14 protein-coding genes are annotated in these 18561 nt (G+C 56.9%); 11 read left to right on the top strand and 3 right to left on the bottom strand.

Annotated features, from left to right (window positions below):
- Nucleotides 1-1622 (bottom strand): glycogen/starch/alpha-glucan family phosphorylase (glgP, locus tag ACH2EM_RS05980; protein WP_395151223.1); only part of this gene is annotated, 1622 nt, incomplete at its 3' end.
- Between the two features lie 338 nt (nt 1623-1960).
- Here glgP and zapA point away from each other — a divergent pair.
- The 11 genes from zapA to aspS all read left to right on the top strand — a co-directional run bounded on the left by zapA (nt 1961) and on the right by aspS (nt 14254).
- On the top strand, nt 1961-2452 hold the full coding sequence (gene zapA / locus ACH2EM_RS05975) for a cell division protein ZapA (RefSeq protein WP_395151222.1): 492 nt from the start codon (nt 1961-1963) through the stop codon (nt 2450-2452).
- Entirely contained in the window at nt 2449-4479 is a 2031-nt protein-coding gene (locus tag ACH2EM_RS05970; protein WP_395151221.1) for a DUF3656 domain-containing protein, read from the top strand. Before zapA ends, ACH2EM_RS05970 begins: the two co-directional genes overlap by 4 nt.
- A gap of 46 nt (nt 4480-4525) precedes the next feature.
- Nucleotides 4526-4966, top strand: coding sequence for a dUTP diphosphatase (dut, locus tag ACH2EM_RS05965; protein WP_395151220.1), 441 nt, complete (start codon nt 4526-4528; stop codon nt 4964-4966).
- A gap of 47 nt (nt 4967-5013) precedes the next feature.
- The gene (locus tag ACH2EM_RS05960) at nt 5014-5568 is read left to right on the top strand and encodes a Maf family protein (protein ID WP_395151219.1); all 555 of its coding nucleotides are present in this window, start codon (nt 5014-5016) and stop codon (nt 5566-5568) included.
- Between the two features lie 243 nt (nt 5569-5811).
- A complete protein-coding gene (locus tag ACH2EM_RS05955) occupies nt 5812-6828 on the top strand; it encodes a rod shape-determining protein (RefSeq protein ID WP_395151218.1) in 1017 nt (338 codons plus the stop codon).
- A 117-nt stretch (nt 6829-6945) separates the two neighbouring features.
- On the top strand, nt 6946-7857 hold the full coding sequence (gene mreC, locus ACH2EM_RS05950) for a rod shape-determining protein MreC (protein WP_395151217.1): 912 nt from the start codon (nt 6946-6948) through the stop codon (nt 7855-7857).
- A gap of 45 nt (nt 7858-7902) precedes the next feature.
- A complete protein-coding gene (gene mreD, locus ACH2EM_RS05945; RefSeq protein ID WP_395151216.1) occupies nt 7903-8427 on the top strand; it encodes a rod shape-determining protein MreD in 525 nt (174 codons plus the stop codon).
- 19 nt (nt 8428-8446) lie between these two features.
- Nucleotides 8447-10510 (top strand): peptidoglycan D,D-transpeptidase FtsI family protein, encoded by a 2064-nt coding sequence (locus ACH2EM_RS05940; RefSeq protein WP_395151215.1) that lies wholly within the window; start codon nt 8447-8449, stop codon nt 10508-10510.
- A 395-nt stretch (nt 10511-10905) separates the two neighbouring features.
- Complete coding sequence (locus tag ACH2EM_RS05935) at nt 10906-11640, top strand: AAA family ATPase (protein ID WP_395151214.1); 735 nt, start codon at nt 10906-10908, stop codon at nt 11638-11640.
- A gap of 111 nt (nt 11641-11751) precedes the next feature.
- On the top strand, nt 11752-12156 hold the full coding sequence (locus ACH2EM_RS05930) for a methylglyoxal synthase (RefSeq protein ID WP_395151213.1): 405 nt from the start codon (nt 11752-11754) through the stop codon (nt 12154-12156).
- A gap of 313 nt (nt 12157-12469) precedes the next feature.
- A complete protein-coding gene (gene aspS, locus ACH2EM_RS05925; RefSeq protein WP_395151212.1) occupies nt 12470-14254 on the top strand; it encodes an aspartate--tRNA ligase in 1785 nt (594 codons plus the stop codon).
- A 269-nt stretch (nt 14255-14523) separates the two neighbouring features.
- On the opposite strand, the gene ACH2EM_RS05920 is transcribed toward aspS, so the two are convergent.
- Both ACH2EM_RS05920 and ACH2EM_RS05915 read right to left on the bottom strand, forming a co-directional pair.
- Nucleotides 14524-15567 (bottom strand): ribonucleotide-diphosphate reductase subunit beta, encoded by a 1044-nt coding sequence (locus ACH2EM_RS05920; RefSeq protein WP_395151211.1) that lies wholly within the window; start codon nt 15565-15567, stop codon nt 14524-14526.
- 92 nt (nt 15568-15659) lie between these two features.
- Nucleotides 15660-18173, bottom strand: a complete 2514-nt coding sequence (locus ACH2EM_RS05915) for a ribonucleoside-diphosphate reductase subunit alpha (RefSeq protein WP_395151210.1) — start codon at nt 18171-18173, stop codon at nt 15660-15662.
- Nucleotides 18174-18561 lie beyond the last annotated feature (388 nt).

Here is an 18561-nt window from a genome sequence, read left to right as displayed (position 1 = left end):
AGATGCTGGCGCTTGTACTCGTGCATTCGCTTGACCTGGCAGTCAAAGATGGAGTTCGGGTCGATGACTTTGCCGGTGGTTTTGTGCAGGTAGGCGGCAAAATTTTCTTTGTTCTTCTGCTTTACCTGCTCCAGTGCCTTCAGCACCTGGGCGTCGTCCTTGAACTGGTTCAGCTGAGCCAGCTGGGAAGCGTCCTTTTCAAAGCCGTCGCCGATGGTTTCCTTCAGCAGGGCGGTGAGGGCCGGGTTGCCGGCCAGCAGCCAGCGACGGTAGGCAATGCCGTTGGTTACATTTTTAAAGGCAGCGGGCTTGTAGAGGTAATAATCGTGGAACACGCTGTCCTTGATGATTTCGCTGTGCAGCTTGGATACGCCATTGATGGAGTGACACACATAGCAGCAGATGTTGGCCATGCGCACCTGATGGTCGCCCAGAATGGCCATGTAGTTGATTTTGCCATAGTCGCCGGGGAAGGCCTGCTCAAAGTCCTTGCGGCAGCGGCGGTCCAGCTCCTCCACAATGCTGTAAATGCGGGGCAGAGTGGTGCGGAAGATGTCGATGTTCCACTTTTCCAGTGCCTCGCTCATAACGGTGTGGTTGGTGTAGGCAAAGGTACGGCGGCAGATATCAAAGGCCTTTTCCCAGGTATAGCCGCAGTCATCCAGCAGAATGCGCATCAGTTCGGGGATGGCCAGGGTGGGATGGGTGTCGTTCAGCTGGATGGCGGCCTTTTCGGGCAGGGTGTCCAGGCTGCCGTACTGAGCCAGATGGTTCTGGCAGATGTCCCCAATGGAAGCAGCGGACAGAAAGTACTGCTGGCGCAGGCGCAGAATTTTGCCCTCCATGTGGTTGTCGTTGGGGTACAGAATTTTGCTGATCAGCTCCGCAGAGGCGTTTTTGCTGATGGCACTGCCATATTCGCCAGCGTTGAAGCTGCTCATGTCAAAGTCCGGGGCCTTGGCCTGCCACAAACGCAGCTTGGCCACGCCCTGGCCGTGGTATCCCTGCACATACATATCGCTGGGCACGGCAATCACGCTGTTGTAGTTCTTGTGGCGCACATAGTGGTAGTTGTTTTCCCAATTTTCCTCAATTTCGCCATCGAACTTGATTTCAATGCTCTGGTCCGGGTGGCTCTTGAGCCATACCTGGCCGCCGGGCAGCCAGTTGTCGGCCTTTTCCTGCTGCCAGCCGTCCACAATTTTTTGTTTAAAGATGCCGTATTCGTACAAAATGGAGTAGCCGGTGCCGGCAATGCCGGTGGTGGCCATGCCATCCAGATAGCAGGCGGCCAGACGGCCCAGACCGCCATTGCCCAGACCTGCATCCGGTTCTTCTTCATAAATGCTTTCCAGCTTGATATCTGCATCCGCCAGTACTTCCTGGGCAATTTCGTTCAGGCCCAGGTTAAACAGGCTGGTTTTAAGGCTGCGGCCCATTAAAAACTCCATGCACAGGTAGTAAACCTGCTTGGAGTTGCTGCCGTAGGCACGGCTCTGAAAATGTTTGTGGGCATCGCTCATCAGGCGCCGAGCGATGGAGGCCAGTACACGGTAAATTTGCTGATTGCTGGCAACGTCCAAGGTGGTGCCGTAATCGCTGTTCAGTCGGTCTTTAAGCATCTGCTCAAATTGTTGTTTGGTATACTTGTTCAACTGATTCCACTCCTGTCAAGCTCGTTTTAATGCCAAGGGATAGCATAGCCAGCCTAAAAGCCGGGCTATACAAGTTTAAGTTTACCAATTTTAACAAGTAGTTTCAAGGATAAAACCATTTCCGGGAAGAAACAAAATGCGTTTTGTGGCGTTTTTACCAAGCGGCAGTCCGCTTGCTGTCAAAAACAAAAAATAGGCTTTTAACCGGCACTGCTTTATACTATAATAGAACTTATATAACATTCCGCAGTTTTGCCTGCTGGGCAAAACGCTTTGACGAATCGAAATGAGAGGAACACAAGATCATGGCTGTTACAAAAGTAAAATTGAATGTGTGCGGTGCCACTTATGTGGTTTCCACCACCGACCCGGAAGAATATGTGACCAAGCTGGCCGAAAAGCTGGATGAGGATATGACCGAACTGATGTCTCAGAATGCTTCTGCCAGCGTAACTGCCAGCGCCATTGTGGTGGCTATGGGCTATCTGGATGAACTGAGCCGGAACACCGCCAGTGCCGACCATATGCGCAACCAGCTGAAGGAATATATGGAGGATGCAGCCAAAGCCCGGATGGAGACGGAAACCATCCGCCGTGAGATGCAGCGTATGCAGCAGGAGCTGGACCGCCTGAAGGAGCGCAGCGAACAGCAGCAGGCAGTGCAGTACACCAGCCAGCCGGAGGAGAGCCAGCAGGTGCAGGAGGAGATTTTGGAGGAAACCCCGGAGGAAACTCTGGAAGAAACCCAGGAAGAAGCTCTGGAAGAAACTCAGGACCAGAAGGAGCATGAGGCATGAGCGCAGCCATGGAAATCCTGGCTCCTGCGGGTGATGCCCAGTCTCTAAAGGCGGCGGCATACAGCGGCGCCGATGCAGTGTATCTGGGCTTAAAGCAGTTCAGCGCCCGGCGCACCGCAGGCAATTTTACCCCGGAGGAACTGCGCTGGGCGGTGGGCTTTTGCCACGCCCGGGGCATGAAGGTATATGTGGCGGTGAACACCACTGCCCATTCCGGCGAGGTGGAAGCCCTGGCTGAAAGCATCCGCTGTGTGGCCCAGGCCGGTGCGGATGCCATGATTGTGCAGGATTTGGCCGTGGCTGCCCTGGCCCGACAGATGGCACCCCAGCTGCCCTTGCACGGCTCCACCCAGATGAGCGTACATACCCTGGCAGGGGCCCTTCAGCTGTTGCGCCTGGGTTTTTCCCGGGTGGTGCTGGCCCGGGAACTCACCTTGCAGGAGGTGCGGCACATTACGGCCAACTGCCCCATTGAGGTGGAGGTGTTTGTGCACGGCGCACTGTGCATGAGCGTATCCGGCCAGTGCTACATGAGTGTATTTCTGGGTGGCCGCAGCGGCAACCGGGGCGGCTGCGCCGGGCCCTGCCGGCTGCCCTTTGCGGCGGATGGCTCCGGGGCCTGTCATCTTTCCCTCAAGGACCTTTCCGCCGTGGAAAGCCTGCCCCAGCTGGCCCAGGCCGGGGTGGTGAGTGCCAAAATTGAGGGCCGCCTGCGTGGGCCGGAATATGTGGCCGGTGCGGTGGATGCCTGCCGCCGCAGCCTGGCAGGCCAGACCTACGATGCAGCCATGCTGCGGGATTTGTTCTCCCGTTCCGGTTTTACCAACGGCTACCTGGAAAACAAGATGGATGCAAGTATGTTTGGTGTCCGTACCCAGGCAGACAGCGAGGCCAGCAAGGCCGCCCTGCCCGCAGTGCGGGAGCTGTACCGGCGGGAAATGCCCCGTGTTCCGGTGCAGTTTGCGCTGGACTGCCGCCAGGAGCCCTGTGTGCTGGTAGCGACAGATGGCCAGGGCAATTCTGCCCGGGCACAGGCCAGCCAGGCCAGCCAGCCCGCCCAAAAAGACCAGCGGGCCGCAGTGGAAAAGGCTCTGGCCAAAACCGGCGGCACCCCCTTTGTATTTGAATGCCTGACGGTGGAGGGTCAGCCTGGCTATCTGCCTGCCAGCGAGTGGAACGAGATGCGCCGCCAGGTGCTGGAACAGCTGCTGGCCCAAAGGGAGCAGGTGCACCCCTGGCCCTGCCAGGACCCGGTGCCCGCACCCGCCCAGCGGCACCCCATCCCGGCCCGGATGCCCCTGTGGGCCCGGTTTGAAAGCTGGGAGCAGGTACCCCCGGCGGCTGACCGGCTGGAGGGAATCATTCTGCCCATCAGTCAGTGGTCTCTGGTACCCCAGGAATGGCGCAGCAAAACCATTCTGGAGCTGCCCCGGGCCATGTTCGGTGCCATGGAGGCAGCGGTGGAACAGCAGATTGAAGCCACCCGCAGCCAGGGCTTTAAAGGCTACCTTGCCCAGAACATTGCTCACCTGCATCTGGCCAAGGGGCTGCCCCTTTACGGCGGCTTTGGCCTGAATATCACCAATCCTTTGGCAGCAGCCAGCTACCAGGCCCAGGGCCTGCAAGCCATGACCCTGCTGCCGGAGCTGCCCTTGCAGGAGATGGCACGCATCGCCCCCGGTGCCCAGACCTGGGCCCTGGTGTACGGCCATATGCCCCTGATGATGACCCGTGCCTGCCCCCTCAAGAATGTAACCGACTGCGACCGGTGCGACCGTAAGGGTCTGCTCACCGACCGAAAGAACAAGCAGTTCCCGGTGCGGTGCGGCGGCGGTGTGCGCCAGGTTTACAACCCGGTGCCCCTGTACATGGGCGACCGGCTTGCCGAACTGCCGGTGGATGCAGGGCTGGCCCTGTTTACCATCGAAACTGCCCAGCAGGCCCAGCAGGTGCTGGAACGGCTGTACCGGCGGGAAAGCTGGCCCGGTGAATTTACCCGTGGCCTGTACTACAAGGGCGCTCAGTAACCGGGTGCCCCTGCACAACAACTACTACAAAAGGAATCGACGCATCATGGAAGTAAAAATCACCCTCACCCGTCCCCAGGCAAAAATGCCTGTTTACGCAACTCCCGGCAGCGCAGCAGCAGACCTGCACGCAGTGCTGGACCAGCCTTTGGAGGTGCCAGCCCATGGCCGGGTGATGGTGCCCACCGGCGTGGCTATTCAGCTGCCGGATGCAGGCTGGGTAGCCTTGGTGTGCGCCCGCAGCGGCCTTGCGGTAAAGCACGGGCTGGCTCTTTCCAACGGAGTGGGCGTTATCGACTCGGACTATCGGGGTGAAATCGGGGTAGGGCTGGTGAACCTGAGCCAGCAGGCTTATACCATCCAGCCCGGCGAACGGATTGCCCAGCTGATGATTATGCCGGTGGCCCAGGCTGCCTTTGTACAGGTGGATCAGCTGGACGAAACCCAGCGGGGCGAAGGCGGATTTGGTTCTACCGGCCGGGCCTGAGTGCCTCCGCTACCCATTTTGAGGAAATAGAAAAGGAGCAATCGTTTATGTCTTTGATACTTGCTTCCGGCAGCCCCCGCCGCCGGGAACTCATGAGCCTGATTACCCCGGATTACACCGTTTGCACCAGCGATGTGGATGAGTCCCGCATTGTTGGAGAAACCCCGGCGGATACCGCCTGCAAGCTGGCCCAGGCCAAGTGCCTGGCGGTTGCCAAAGACCACCCGGAAGATGTGGTGATTGGCTGTGACACGGTGGTGGAGTTTGAGGGGCAGATTTTTGGCAAGCCCAAAAACCGGGAGGATGCAGTGCGTATGCTCACTGCTCTGTCCGGCACCAGCCACCAGGTTCACACCGGCGTGTGCATCTGCAAGGGGGAACAGATGGAGCAGCTGGTCTGCACCAGCCAGGTGCAGTTCGATGTTATCGACCCTCAGCTGCTGGAGCGGTATGTGGACACCGATGAACCTTACGATAAGGCCGGCGGCTATGCAATTCAGGGCACGGCTGCGCTGTTCTGCTTGGGCATCCAGGGCTGCTACTACAATATTATGGGTTTTCCGGTGTCTCGAGTGGCCGCCCTCCTGAAAAATTTTGAATAAATTGAAAAAATACCGTTCTGACCGTTGAGAAAGCGGTTGCGCCCGGTTATAATAAGAAACGGAACCTTAAACCGGCAGGTCTTTCGGTTCCTTTTAATACCATGAAACCCGGCCAGCTGACAGCGTGGCCTTTATCCCATACAAGCCGGTTCGCAGGTGGAGCAGGCGTACCGTGCGGCAGTCCATTGAAGTGGAGCAATACAGGTGGCCCAGATGGCCCCTCAAGAAGGAGTAAAGAAGATTATGTTCAGCAAAGATATCGGCATCGACCTTGGCACCGCCAACACCCTGGTTTACCTGCGTGGTAAGGGGATCATCATGCGTGAGCCCAGCGTGGTAGCTGTGGACACCAAAACCGACGAGGTGCGCAGCGTGGGCCACGAGGCTAAGGCTGTGATTGGCCGTACCCCCGGCAGCATTGTAGCGGTTCGCCCCCTGAAGGACGGCGTAATTGCCGATTTTGACATTACCGCCAATATGCTTTCCCGTTTTATCAAAAAGGTATGCGGCAACAGCATGTTCTTCCGTCCTCGTGTGGTGATCTGCATTCCCTCCGGTGTTACCGAGGTGGAGCGCCGTGCCGTTAAGGAAGCAGCCCTCAAGGCTGGTGCCCGCCAGGTAAGCGTAATCGAGGAGCCCATGGCAGCAGCTATTGGTGCAGGCCTGCCCATCAGCGAGCCCTCCGGCAGCATGGTGGTGGACATTGGCGGCGGCACCAGCGAGGTGGCCGTTATCAGCTTGGGCGGCATTGTGGCTGCACGCAGCGTGCGTGTGGGCGGCGATGAGTTCGACCAGGCCATCATTGCTTACATTAAGCGCAAGTACAACCTGCTGATTGGTGAGCGCACCGCCGAGCAGATTAAAATCGAAATCGGTTCCGCTTACGAGATGGAAGAAGAAAAGGACATGGAAATCAAGGGCCGCAACCTGGTGGATGGTCTGCCCAAGAACATCAGTGTCCATTCCGAGGAGATTCGGGACGCTCTGGCCGAAAGCCTGCAAAAGGTTGTGGATGCCATTAAGGAGACCCTGGAGCGCACTCCTCCCGAACTGAGCGCCGACATCATCGACCACGGCATTACCCTCACCGGCGGCGGTGCATTGCTGCGTGGTCTGGATGAACTGGTACACCGGGAAACCGGCATTGATGTACATGTGGCGGAAAATCCCCTGGACTGCGTGGCAGCAGGTACCGGCGCCGTGCTGGACCACATCGAGCTGCTGGGCGATGTGCTGGACGATAATTCCTCCCACTTCTAATTGTTTGCAATTCACAAAACGGCCGGGCGGCCCGTAACACAGCAGCTGCTGTGTTACGGTGCAGCGTGCGCCGTTTTTTCGTAACATGAGCCAAGCCGAGCAGGAGGCGGCCCTTGCGTGAAGGATTTTTTTTATACCCCCAAATTTAAAATTCTGGTAGCGGTGGCGGTCATTCTGGCCGGCACCATGGCCTGGGCTGGCGCCAATGGGCGGCTGGCCAGTGCCCCGTCCCACATCATGAGTTTAGTGCTTACCCCCATGCAAAAGGTGGCCAGCCTGGTGGGCGGCGGCCTGGACGATTTGCTGGATAAGTACGCCCGCATTGACTCCATCATTGCCGAAAACGAGCAGCTCACCCAGGAAAATCAGCAGCTGCGGGACCAGCTGGTGGAGTATGACCGGCTGAAAGCCGAGTTTGAGGCCTACCAGGATTTGAACAACATCCGGGCCGAAAACCCGGACTATACCTATCTGTCCGCCTTTGTGATTGGCCGGGACCCGCTGGAGCAGTTTGGTGCTTTCACCATCGACCAGGGCAGTGCCCAGGGCATTGAACGGGGCGATGTGGTCATGAGCGATGACGGCTACCTGGTGGGGCGCATTGTGGAGGTTAGCCTTACCAGCAGCAAGGTAATGACGCTGTTGCAGCCCGGCTCCTATGCAGCCTGCGCTGTAAGCCGTACCAGAGATATTGGCAACCTGAACGGCAGCGTAACCTATGCTGGCCAGGGTTTGTGCGTGCTGGAAAACCTCTCCAGAGATACCCTTTCCACCGTGGGCGATGAAATCATCACCACCGGGCTGGGGGGCGAGTATCCCCCCAACATCCGGGTGGGTACCATCCAGGAGATTTTGCCGGAGGACAGCGGCCGTTCCAGCATTGCGGTGATACAGCCCGGCGCCGATATTTACGATACAAAGCATGTGTTTGTGATCACAGATTTCGGCACGGCCCAGCAGCAGGACACCCAGCAGGCTCAGCCGAACCAGACCGATCCCAGCTCTCAGCAGACCTCTCAGGGGGAATGAGGGCGGTGGGCGTGACCCAGTAGACCCAGTAAAGGAGGGCCAGCCGTGACATCCCGGCGCAAGCGCAACCTTACCATCGCTTCCAAGTGGGTGGTTTACTTTTTGTTTTTAATGATTTCTGCCACACTGCAAAGCGCCCCTGGTTTTTTGGAAATTGCAGGGGTAAAACCGCTTTTTATACTTCCCTTTTGCATTGGTGTAGCCATTTACGAAGGGGAATATTCCGGAGCATTTTTTGCGGTGGCAGGCGGTTTTTTGTGGGACTGGACCGCAGGGCGCATCAGCGGCCTGATGGCATTGGGCCTGATGGCAGTATGCTTTTTTGCTGCGATTGTAGTGGAATTGTATCTGCGTGTGAACTACATCAACTTTGTGTTGGTGTGCCTGGCCTGCACACTGCTGGTGCTAAGTTCTGATTATCTGTTTTATTATCTGATGCAGGGCTACCCCGGCAGCGTGGAACGGTATTTTGCCTGGGTGCTGCCCACGGCCCTGTATACCAGCCTGCTTTCGCCCCTCTCCATGAAAGGGGTGCGGTTTGTGGCCCACCGTTTTGCGGTGGAGGATTAAGCAGGAGAGAGGACTGGCAATGGATCAAAAAAGTGTGATTCGCCGGGTGGGCGGCCTGGTGGTAATAAGCCTGGTGGTGCTGGCTGCCTTTGTGCTGCGGCTGGTGGAGTATCAGCTGGTAAAAGGTGCGGAACTGCTGGGCCAGGCGGAAAGCGTAACCAGCTACGAGTTTTCCATCTCCGCAGCCCGGGGTGAAATTGTGGACCGCTATGGCCGCAGCCTGGCCAGCAACCAGGCCGGCTACAATTTGGTGGTGAACAAACTTACCCTCACCGGCGATTTAAACCAGGCCCTGCAGCAACTGGTGCTGATTTTGCAGCAGAACGGGGAGGACTGGAACGATACCCTGCCCATCGATGAGGGCACCCGCGGTTCCTATTCCTTTGTGGATGAGGAGGACGAATCCGTTCAAAAGCGGCTGACCAAGCTGAAAGAAAACCTGAAATTGCAGCAGTACGCCACTGCCGACCAGGTAATGGCCCGTATTGTGGAAAAATACGAGCTGGAATCCTTTGATGCACAGTGGCAGCGCATTTTGGGCGGCATCCGCTATCAGATGCAGCTGGAGGATTTCAGCGTGCAGAACAGCTTTGTGCTGGCTCAGGATATTTCTGACCGGACGGTAGCCACCGTAAAAGAACGCAGCCTGACCCTGAGCGGTGCCGAGGTGGTGGAAACCTCCTACCGTGTGTATGAGGACGGCACCATCATTCCCCACTATCTGGGCAGCGTGGGCAGCATCACCAGCGAACAGTGGTGGGTGCAGAACGAGGACGGCACCACCTCCACCCCCCTGCGGGATAAAGGCTACAATATGAATGACATCATTGGTCAATCGGGTGTGGAAGCTTATGCCGAGGACCGGCTGCGGGGCAAAAGCGGTACCCAGCAGGTCACCCGTGATAAAAATGGTGTGATTGTATCCAGCGAGGTGCTGGAGGCTCCTCAACCGGGCGAAACCGTTGTGCTTACCATCAACCGGGATCTGCAGGCCCAGGTGAACGAGGCGCTGGCAAATCTCATTACCACCATGCAGCAAACCAAGGCGGCCTCCAAGGGCCGGGAGGTTACCTCCGGCGCGGCAGTGGTGATTGATGTAAAGACCGGCGGGATTCTGGCCATCTCCAACTATCCCAGCTACGACCTGAATTTGTACAAGACAAATTACAGCGAGTATAACTCTGACCCCAATCTCCCCCTCATGCGCCGTGCCACCTCCGGCCTGTATACACCTGGCTCCTCCTTTAAGCCTGCGGTGGCGCTGGATGGCCTGCTGAACGGCGTAATTACCGGCAATTCCACGGTGTATTGCAGCCGTGTGTTCACCCTGTACGAGGATTACCGGCCGGTATGCCAGATGATTAACCACGGCGTAGGGCCCATTGATGTGGTGCACGCTCTGACCTACAGCTGCAACACCTTCTTTTATGACACCGGCCACAGACTGGGGCTGGAGCATTTTGACGAGATGGCCACCCGGATGGGTCTGGCCACCGAAACCGGCTTTGAACTGGGCGAGGCCATTGGCAATTTGACCCATACCACCGATGAAAATTACAGCAAGGGTCTGGAATTGCAGGCGGCCATCGGCCAGGGCAACACCCAGGTGACTCCCATTCAGCTGGCCACCTACGCCAATACCATTGCAAACCGGGGCACACGGTACAAAACCCACCTGATTGCAGGTTACCGGGACACCAACACCGGCGAACTGCTGGAGGAGGTACAGCCCCAGATTATGGAACAAATTGAGGACAATGTGGGTGCCTTTGACTTGATTGAACAGGGCATGATTGGCGCAGCCCGCAACAGCTCGGCACTAAAAAACTATCCCTTGAACATTGCGGTCAAAACCGGCAGTCCCCAGCGCTGGGAAAAGGACCCCTCCGGCAGCTATTACACCAACAGTACGGTGGTGGCCTACGGCCCGGTGGAGGACCCGGAAATTGCCATTGGCATTGTGCTGGAATGGGGCGGCGGCGGTTCCAACGCACTGCCTCTGGTAGCTTCCATTTTTGATGCCTATTACAGCGAAAACGCAAGCAATTTAGACCCCGTGCAGGAAGGGCAGCTGCTGCCCTGAGCCTGGGGCTGACTGCTGGCATTCAAACAAAAACCGGCCTTGCATTGCAGGCCGGTTTTTTGTATGGGTTTGACGGTAGAAAGCAAGGGGACATTGGGTTGCCCGCAAGGGTGCAATGCGGGCGGCGAGCGGATTAACTGCACGCTGGCGGTGCTGTTTGGTGCAAAGTGGGCAAAGGAATCTGCAAAAATGTGGAAAATCCTAGCTTTCTGTAACAAGAATCAAAAATGCCAAAAGAAAGGTCTGTTTTTTTGCCTTAATATACAAAGTTTTCCTTGCCATCATTTTTAGAGTATGATATGATAATTATATAGGTGTAGGTGTTTTTATCCGTTTTTTTCGGGTTGTGTACACAAAAAATCTGCACCGGCAGTTACCGCTTGGGAGGCAGAGATTTGAGCGCACAGGTAATTATGGTAGCCTCCGGCAAGGGCGGCACGGGCAAAAGTACCATCTCGGTGCTGCTGGGTGGCCGTTTGGCCGCCGCAGGCAAAAAGGTGCTGCTGATTGAGCTGGACTCCGGCCTGCGCAGCGTGGATATTTTGTCCGGCGTGTATGGCAAAACAGTGTACGACATTGCGGATGTTTTGGGCGGCCGGTGCGAAGGCACCAAGGCCATTGTGGAAAGTCCCATCTATCGGGGGCTTTCGGTGATTTCCGCACCCTATGAAGGGGGCGTGGTACAGCCCGAGGCACTGCGGCGACTGGTGCAAAAGCTCCAGCCTTTTTACGATTTTATTCTGGTGGATACTGCGGCCGGTTTGGGGGCTCCCTTTGCTGCGGCCATGGCAGCAAGCCACCTGGCCCTGCTGGTGCTCACACCGGACCCTGTGGCCCTGCGGGATGGCCACATTGCAGCTGATGTGCTGTACAATCATGGAATGGAACAGGTGCGGCTAGTGGTAAACCGGGTGACGCCCACCACCTTTGAAAAGGGTGCAGTGGCAGACCTGGACGAATGCATTGACACCGTAGCGGTACAGCTGATTGCGGTTATTCCCGAAAGTGCTTCGCTGCAGCGTTCCACAGCGCTGGGGCAGCCGTTGGACCCGCGAACCCTGGCCTTTAAAGCAGTGGACAACCTGGCTCGCCGTATTTTGGGAGAGCAGGTACCCCTGGCGGTACGCTGATTGCCGGCGTGCCAGAATGATGGCAGCTGCCAAACTGCCTGCAATACTGCGATTAAACTTCACACGCTTTGAGCGTGTGTTTTACTGATAGAGAAGGAGGGCATTTGGATCATGAACATTGCATTGATCGCCCATGACGCAAAAAAGGAACTGATGGTGCAATTCTGCATCGCATACTGCCGGGTGCTGAGCCAGCACAACCTGATTGCCACCGGCACCACCGGCAAGCTGGTGAGCGAGGCCACCGGCCTGCCCATCCAGTGCTTTTTGTCCGGCGTGCATGGAGGTGACCAGCAGATTGCAGCCCGCATTGCCTGCAACGAAATTGACCTGCTGCTGTTTTTCCGGGATCCCATCACCGCAAAACCCCACGAGCCCAACGAGATGAATCTGCTGCGGCTGTGCGATGTGCGCAACATTCCCATTGCCACCAACATTGCCACCGCTGAGGTGCTCATCCACGGCCTGGAGCGGGGCGATTTGGAGTGGCGCAACATTGTGAACCCTCAGTATTGATACAGCACAGCTGCCGCCCAAGCACAAGGCAGCGATGCTTCCTTTTACCGGGAAATAAACAAGGCGGTACTGCCCCAAAAGGGCGGTGCCGCCTTGTGGCGTTTTAAGGGCACAAGATTGGCTGCCCTGCATCCGGGCCCTAAAGGCGGTTTGCCTTAAAACCCAGCAGGCATACCGGTTAAGGCGGGGCGGTTCTTGTGTTTTGCTGCAAAAAGAGCTATAATAAAACGGATTAGAAGGTATATTCTTCTGCCTGTTTGGCGGCGGGTGCCGTCCGCAGGTTTGAAACTACAAAAAGGGGATATAAAACAGTATGGAAACCATGGGAAACCTGCGCCGCACCCACTATTGCGGCGAAGTGCGCCTGGCTCAGGCGGGCCAGGAAATGGTGGTGGCTGGCTCCATCGCCAAGTGCCGCAACAAGGGCGGCATTGTGTTTGCCGATTTGCGGGACACCACCGGCATTTTGCAGATGGTGTTTGACGACTCCACCGACCCTGCCGTGTTCGAGAAGGCCGGCAGCCTGAAAAGCGAGTATGTGGTGATTGCCAAGGGTGTACTGCGGGAGCGGGATGCCAAGACCGATAAAATTGCCACCGGCGATGTGGAGCTGTATGTGAGCGAGCTGCGGGTGCTGAGCACTGCCGAGACCACCCCCTTTGAAATTCGGGACGAAATCAAGGTAAAGGACGAGCTGCGCCTCAAGTACCGCTACCTGGACCTGCGCCGTCCCAGCATGCATGACCCCATCGTGGTGCGCAGCAAAATTGGCCAGATTGTGCGCAACTACTACTGCGACAACCATTTTTGCGAGATTGAGACCCCCATGCTCATGAAATCCACCCCGGAAGGTGCCCGTGACTATCTGGTACCCAGCCGTGTGCAGCCGGGCCATTTTTACGCACTGCCCCAGTCTCCCCAGCTGTACAAGCAGATTTTGATGCTGTCCGGCTTTGACCGTTACTTCCAGATTGTGCGCTGCTTCCGTGACGAGGACCTCCGGGCCGACCGTCAGCCTGAGTTCACCCAGATTGATATGGAAATGAGCTTTGTGGAAGCGGACGATGTAATGACCCTGAACGAGGGCCTGGTGAAAAAGGTATTTGCCGAGGTACTGGGTGTGGATGTGCCCACCCCCTTCCAGCGGATGCCTTACAGCGAAGCCATGGACCGCTTTGGCAGCGATAAGCCGGATACCCGTTTTGGCCTGGAACTGATGAATGTAAGCCATCTGCTGGCCAATACCGAGTTTATGCCCTTCAAGAGCGCACTGGAGGCCGGCGGCAGCGTGCGGCTCATCAACGCCAAGGGCCTGGCCGATAAGCTGACCCGCAAAACCATTGATAAGCTGACCGATGTGGTAAAGACCTACGGCGCCAAGGGCCTGGCCTACACCCGCATTACTGCCGAGGGAGAGACCTCCAGCTTTGAAAAGTTCCTCACCGAGGAGGAAAAGAACGCTCTGCGCACCGCAGCGGATGCCCAGGAAGGGGATGTGCTGCTGGTGGTGGCCGATGCCAAGAACGACACCGTCTTTGCTGCCCTGGGCGCACTGCGTCTGGATGTGGCCAAGCGCTGCGAGCTGATTGACGAAAACAAGTTCAACTTCCTGTGGGTAACCGAGTTCCCCCTGTTTGAGTACAGCGAGGAAGAAGGCCGCTTTATGGCAAAGCACCATCCCTTCACCATGCCCATGGATGAGGACCTGGACAAGATTGAGAGCGATCCCGGCGCCTGCCGTGCCAAGGCATACGACATGGTGCTGAATGGCTGCGAGCTGGGCGGTGGTTCCATCCGTATCAACGACCCTGTGCTCCAGAACCGGATGTTCCAGGCCCTGGGCTTTACCGAGGAGAGCGCACGGGAGAGCTTTGGCTTCCTGATGGATGCCTACAAGTACGGCGCACCTCCCCACGGCGGCATGGCCTTCGGTTTTGACCGTATGGTAATGCTCATGCTCAAGCGGGACTCCATCCGTGATGTAATTGCCTTCCCCAAGGTGCAGAATGCCAGCGAGCTGATGAGCGGCGCACCCGAAACCGTGCAGGACAAACAGCTCCGGGAGCTGTGCATTGCCACCGTGCTGCCCCAGGAATAAGTTTTCCACAGCAGAGGCTATTCTGTGTGGAAAACCTGCCTGCTGCGGCTGGTGAGTAAGCTATAACCCAATAAATAAACAAGCTCCTGCTGGGATGCACCAGCAGGGGCTTGTTTATTTGCTCCAGCATGGCTGCTGCCGTGCAGCAAAAAACCGCACCAGCACATTCAAGTGCAGGTGCGGTTTTTTATTATTAGAACCCAAGCGAATGCCGTAGCAGAAGGCAGGAATCTGGCCGCTGGGGCGGGCAAGATTGCCGGGGGTAAGAATTACAGGTCGTCCACCAGAGCGGTACTCTTGGCGTAAGCGGTGCTCTTGGCCTCAAAGAAGTCGGTTTTTACCATGTTTGCGTTGGAGTACTGGCTCACCCAGCCCATGCTGGCAGGCTCGGTCTGGTTGTCCTCAAACAGGGGGGAGAAGCCCAAGCCGGTCCAGCGCAGGTTGCCCAGATAGCGGATGTAATCCGTTACCATCTGGCGGGTCAGGCCGGGAATGTTATCGCCAATCACATAGTGGCCCCATGCAATTTCCTGGCGGACACCCTCCTCCAGCATCTCCTTCAGCACCTGAATGGTTTCGGGGGTGAACAGCTCCGGCTGTTCCTTTTGCAGCTCCAGCAGGATGTTGCGGAACAGCCACAGGTGGGTGTTTTCGTCCCGGTTGATGTACCGGATTTCCTGGGCAGAACCGGGCATCTTGCCGTTGCGGGACAGATTGTAGAAGAACATAAAGCCGCTGTAAAAGTAGATGCCCTCCAGAATGTAGTTGGCCATCATCACCTTCAGCAGGGTGAAGGCGTCCTTTTGGGTCTGGAATTCGTTGTACAAATCACCAATAAAGGTGTTGCGGCGCAGCAGGTGCTCGTCGGTTTTCCACTGGTAGAGGATATCGTTGCGCTCCACCGGGCTGCAAATGGTGTCCAGCATATAGCTGTAGCTCTGGCTGTGCACACACTCCTGGAAGGTCTGGATGGACAGGCACAGGTTTACCTCGTTGGCGGTAACATACTCGCCAATGTTGGGCAGGTTGGCAGTCTGGATGGAGTCCAAAAATACCAGAAAGCTCAAAATCTTATCATAGGCGGTACGCTCGGCAGGGGAGAGGTTGGGGTAATCCTTGGTATCCTGGGTGAGGTTGATTTCTTCGGGAATCCAGAAGTTGTTCATGGCCTGGCGGTACCAGTCGCTTACCCAGCCGTAGCGCATATTGTTGAAATCGTTCAGGTTGGTGGTGTTGCCACCAATCATCCGGCGCAGACGCACATCGGTGTCACCGCCCGGGTTGAACAGGGGCTTTTTAATCAGTTGTGCCATGGATGTTCACACTCCTTTTGGGTTATGGCTCAAAAACCTGCCCGGCGCACCGGGCAGGCAAAAACAACAAGCAGCAGAGCAGAGGCTTTTCATCAGGAGGAGCAGCTTTCGCACTCCTCCACTTCCAGAGATTTGCTGCGTACATAATAAATGGTTTTTACACCGCTTTCCCAGGCAAGCAGATACAGTTCCAACACCTGGCGCATGGTAAAGTCGTTGGTGATGTACAGGTTCATGCTTTGAGCCTGGTCAATGTGGCGCTGGCGCACGCCGCAGGCACGCACGCTCCAGCTTTGGTCCATCTGGTGGGCGTTTTTGTAATACCAGAAGGTGGCGGGTGACAAATCCGGTGCCACACGGGGCAGCATACTGCCCTTTTTCTCCTCCAAGAAGAACCGCTTCATCACCGGGTCAATGCCGGCGGTGGTACCAGCCAGAATGCTGGTGGAGCTGGTGGGGGCCACGGCCAGCAGGTAGGCGTTGCGCATACCCTGCTGGGCTACCTGCTGGGCCAGCTGCTGCCACTGGGGGCTGGTGTAGCCACGCTTGGTAAAGTAGTGGCCGGTTTGCCAGTCGCTGCCCTCAAAGAAGGCATAGCTGCCCTTCTGGGCGGCCAGCTCGCTGCTGGCGGCAATGGCGGCCATGTTAATGGTTTCAAACACCTGGTCAGCCAGTTCCAGATGCTGCTGGCTCTCCCACCGGATACCGGCCTTGGCCAGCATATGGTGGTAGCCGCTTACGCCCAGGCCGATGCTGCGGTACCGGCGGTTGGTGAGCTTTGCATAGGGCAGGGGGTAGAAGTTCAGGTCAATTACATTGTCCAGTGCACGCACGGCGGTGCGTACCACATCCGAAAGATAGGCTTTGTCCTGCACAGGAAGATTTCCCAGGGAAAGGCTGGCCAGATTGCAGACCACAAACTCGCCGGGGCGGGTGGTGGTAACCACCACAGTGTCCCCATGTTCGGTTACAATCTCGGTGCTTACCGTCTCGATGGGGGCCATGTTCTGGGCAATCTCGGTGCACAGGTTGGAGCAGTAAATCATGCCCTTGTGGCCGTTGGGGTTGGCCCGGTTTACAATGTCCCGGTTAAAGGTAAAGGGGGTGCCGGTCTCCACGGCACTCTTGAGTACCAGGCGAACAATCTCTTTCACCGAAACGGTGCGTTTTTGGATGCGGGGGTCGTTAACGCAGTCCAGATAGCGTTTTTCCCATTCGCTGCCGTAATAGTCCTCCAGAGCGTAACCCTTTACGGTGAGAATCTGGTGGGGGCACATCAGGTGCCAGGGAGCGTCCAGGTCGGTTTTGGCCAGCTTCCAGAACAAATCCGGGTAGCACACGGCGGGGAATACATCGTGGGCCTTCATCCGGTCGTCGCCGTTGTTGGTGCGCAGCTGCAAGAATTCCGGCAGATCCTTGTGCCATACATCCAGATAAACCGCCACAGCACCCTGGCGCACGCCCAGCTGGTCCACTGCCACGGCGGTGTCGTTTACCAGCTTAATCCACCGGATTACGCCGCCGGCTGCACCCTCAAAGCCACGGATGCTGCCGCCTGCGGCACGCACCTTGCCAAAGTACAGGCCCATGCCGCCGCCAAACTTGCTTACCTGGGCAAAGTTATCAATGCTGCGGTAGATGCCCTCCAGGCTGTCCGGCACAGTATCAATAAAGCAGCTGGAAAGCTGGTGGTAGGGCTTGCGGGCGTTGGACAGGGTGGGGGTAGCCATGGTAACCTCCATCCGGCTGAGCATATCGTAGAACTTGCGCACCCACAGCATCCGGTCGGTTTTTTCCTCCATGGCCAGATGCAAAGCAATGCCCAGGAACATCTCCTGAGGGGTTTCCAGGGGGATGTGCTGGCGGGTGTGAATCACATACCGCTTGAGCAGCAAATCCAGGCCGGAGTAGGTGAACAGGTCGTCCCGTTCGGGGCAGAGGAACTGCTCCGCCTGCTGGATTTCTGCCCGGGAGTAATGCTCCAGAATATAGCTGCCATACAGTTCCTCGTCGGTGAGGTAACGCAGCTTGCTGTACAAATCGGTAATGCTGCGGCTGGCCAGCTGCTGCTCCAGCTGAAGCCGGAAGGAGAGGTTCAAAAGCCGAGCTGCGATAAATTCCCAGCGGGGTGTTTCGGGGGTGGTAAGCTCCACAGCGGCCTTCACCAGAGCGCCCAGCATCTCCTTTTGGTTCATGCCTTCCTTAGCAAAGCCGGAGAATTTGGCCCACAGGGAGGTAAGGGGGTAGGTAAGCTGCTCAAAGTCCTTTTGAATGCGCACCAGGCATTCTTCCAGCTGAGGTACACCGGCGCAGGCCACAATCTGCTGGCGGGCCTGGCGCAGCTCGCTGCGCTTGGACCGGTACAGAATGTAGCTTTTGGCAGCATCAAAATAGCCCTGGGCCATGAGGGTGCGCTCCACCTGGTCCTGAATTTCCTCCACGCTGGCAGCCTGGCCGTCCAGCTGCTGCTCCACGGCCTGCAACAGCTGTTGCAGCACATCCTGGGTGGGGGTGGTGCCTACGCTGGCAAAGGATTTTTTCATGGCTTCCACAATTTTGCTGCCATCGTATGCTTCCAGCTGGCCGCTGCGTTTTTTGATTTGCATTCCATAGCCTCCTAATTTTAAAACACCCATGCGCTGGAAAGGACCTGAATCCCCCGTGCAGACAAAGGGGCCCCAGATACCTGGCCGGGCATACCGGCTGTGGTGCCTGGGGATTGCAGCAAAGGTACAGGTCCCTGCGCCATACAGGGCAAATGCACCTGTATGGGTGATAAGATTCATTCCTGTTTTTTATTATACCTTACCATGAAAGGTTCCTTCAAGGCACAAATGGTGTGTCGCAGAGGGAAAATAGGCACCAAAAATAGCGGAATATCGTTCAATATGGAGAAAAAACAGTTCTGCGGCACTGGATGTTTGCAGATGGGCCCATGGGCTGGTATAATAACTGCGAGCAAGAGCGCAGCGCTCTGGATTTGCCAACAAAGGA

Origin of the sequence: uncultured Allofournierella sp. (assembly GCA_944382705.1) — a bacterium.
Classification (GTDB): domain Bacteria; phylum Bacillota; class Clostridia; order Oscillospirales; family Ruminococcaceae; genus Allofournierella.
Note: the sequence above shows the minus strand (reverse complement) of the source record. Positions and strands in the feature narration are given on the sequence as shown.

What these genes read in the sequence shown, in the direction of transcription:
- zapA (WP_395151222.1), top strand. Translation starts at nt 1,961, where the DNA reads ATGGCTGTTACAAAAGTAAAATTGAATGTGTGCGGTGCCACTTATGTG.
- ACH2EM_RS05970 (WP_395151221.1), top strand. Translation starts at nt 2,449, where the DNA reads ATGAGCGCAGCCATGGAAATCCTGGCTCCTGCGGGTGATGCCCAGTCT.
- dut (WP_395151220.1), top strand. Translation starts at nt 4,526, where the DNA reads ATGGAAGTAAAAATCACCCTCACCCGTCCCCAGGCAAAAATGCCTGTT.
- ACH2EM_RS05960 (WP_395151219.1), top strand. Translation starts at nt 5,014, where the DNA reads ATGTCTTTGATACTTGCTTCCGGCAGCCCCCGCCGCCGGGAACTCATG.
- ACH2EM_RS05955 (WP_395151218.1), top strand. Translation starts at nt 5,812, where the DNA reads ATGTTCAGCAAAGATATCGGCATCGACCTTGGCACCGCCAACACCCTG.
- ACH2EM_RS05940 (WP_395151215.1), top strand. Translation starts at nt 8,447, where the DNA reads ATGGATCAAAAAAGTGTGATTCGCCGGGTGGGCGGCCTGGTGGTAATA.
- ACH2EM_RS05930 (WP_395151213.1), top strand. Translation starts at nt 11,752, where the DNA reads ATGAACATTGCATTGATCGCCCATGACGCAAAAAAGGAACTGATGGTG.
- aspS (WP_395151212.1), top strand. Translation starts at nt 12,470, where the DNA reads ATGGAAACCATGGGAAACCTGCGCCGCACCCACTATTGCGGCGAAGTG.
- ACH2EM_RS05920 (WP_395151211.1), bottom strand. Translation starts at nt 15,567, where the DNA reads ATGGCACAACTGATTAAAAAGCCCCTGTTCAACCCGGGCGGTGACACC.
- ACH2EM_RS05915 (WP_395151210.1), bottom strand. Translation starts at nt 18,173, where the DNA reads ATGCAAATCAAAAAACGCAGCGGCCAGCTGGAAGCATACGATGGCAGC.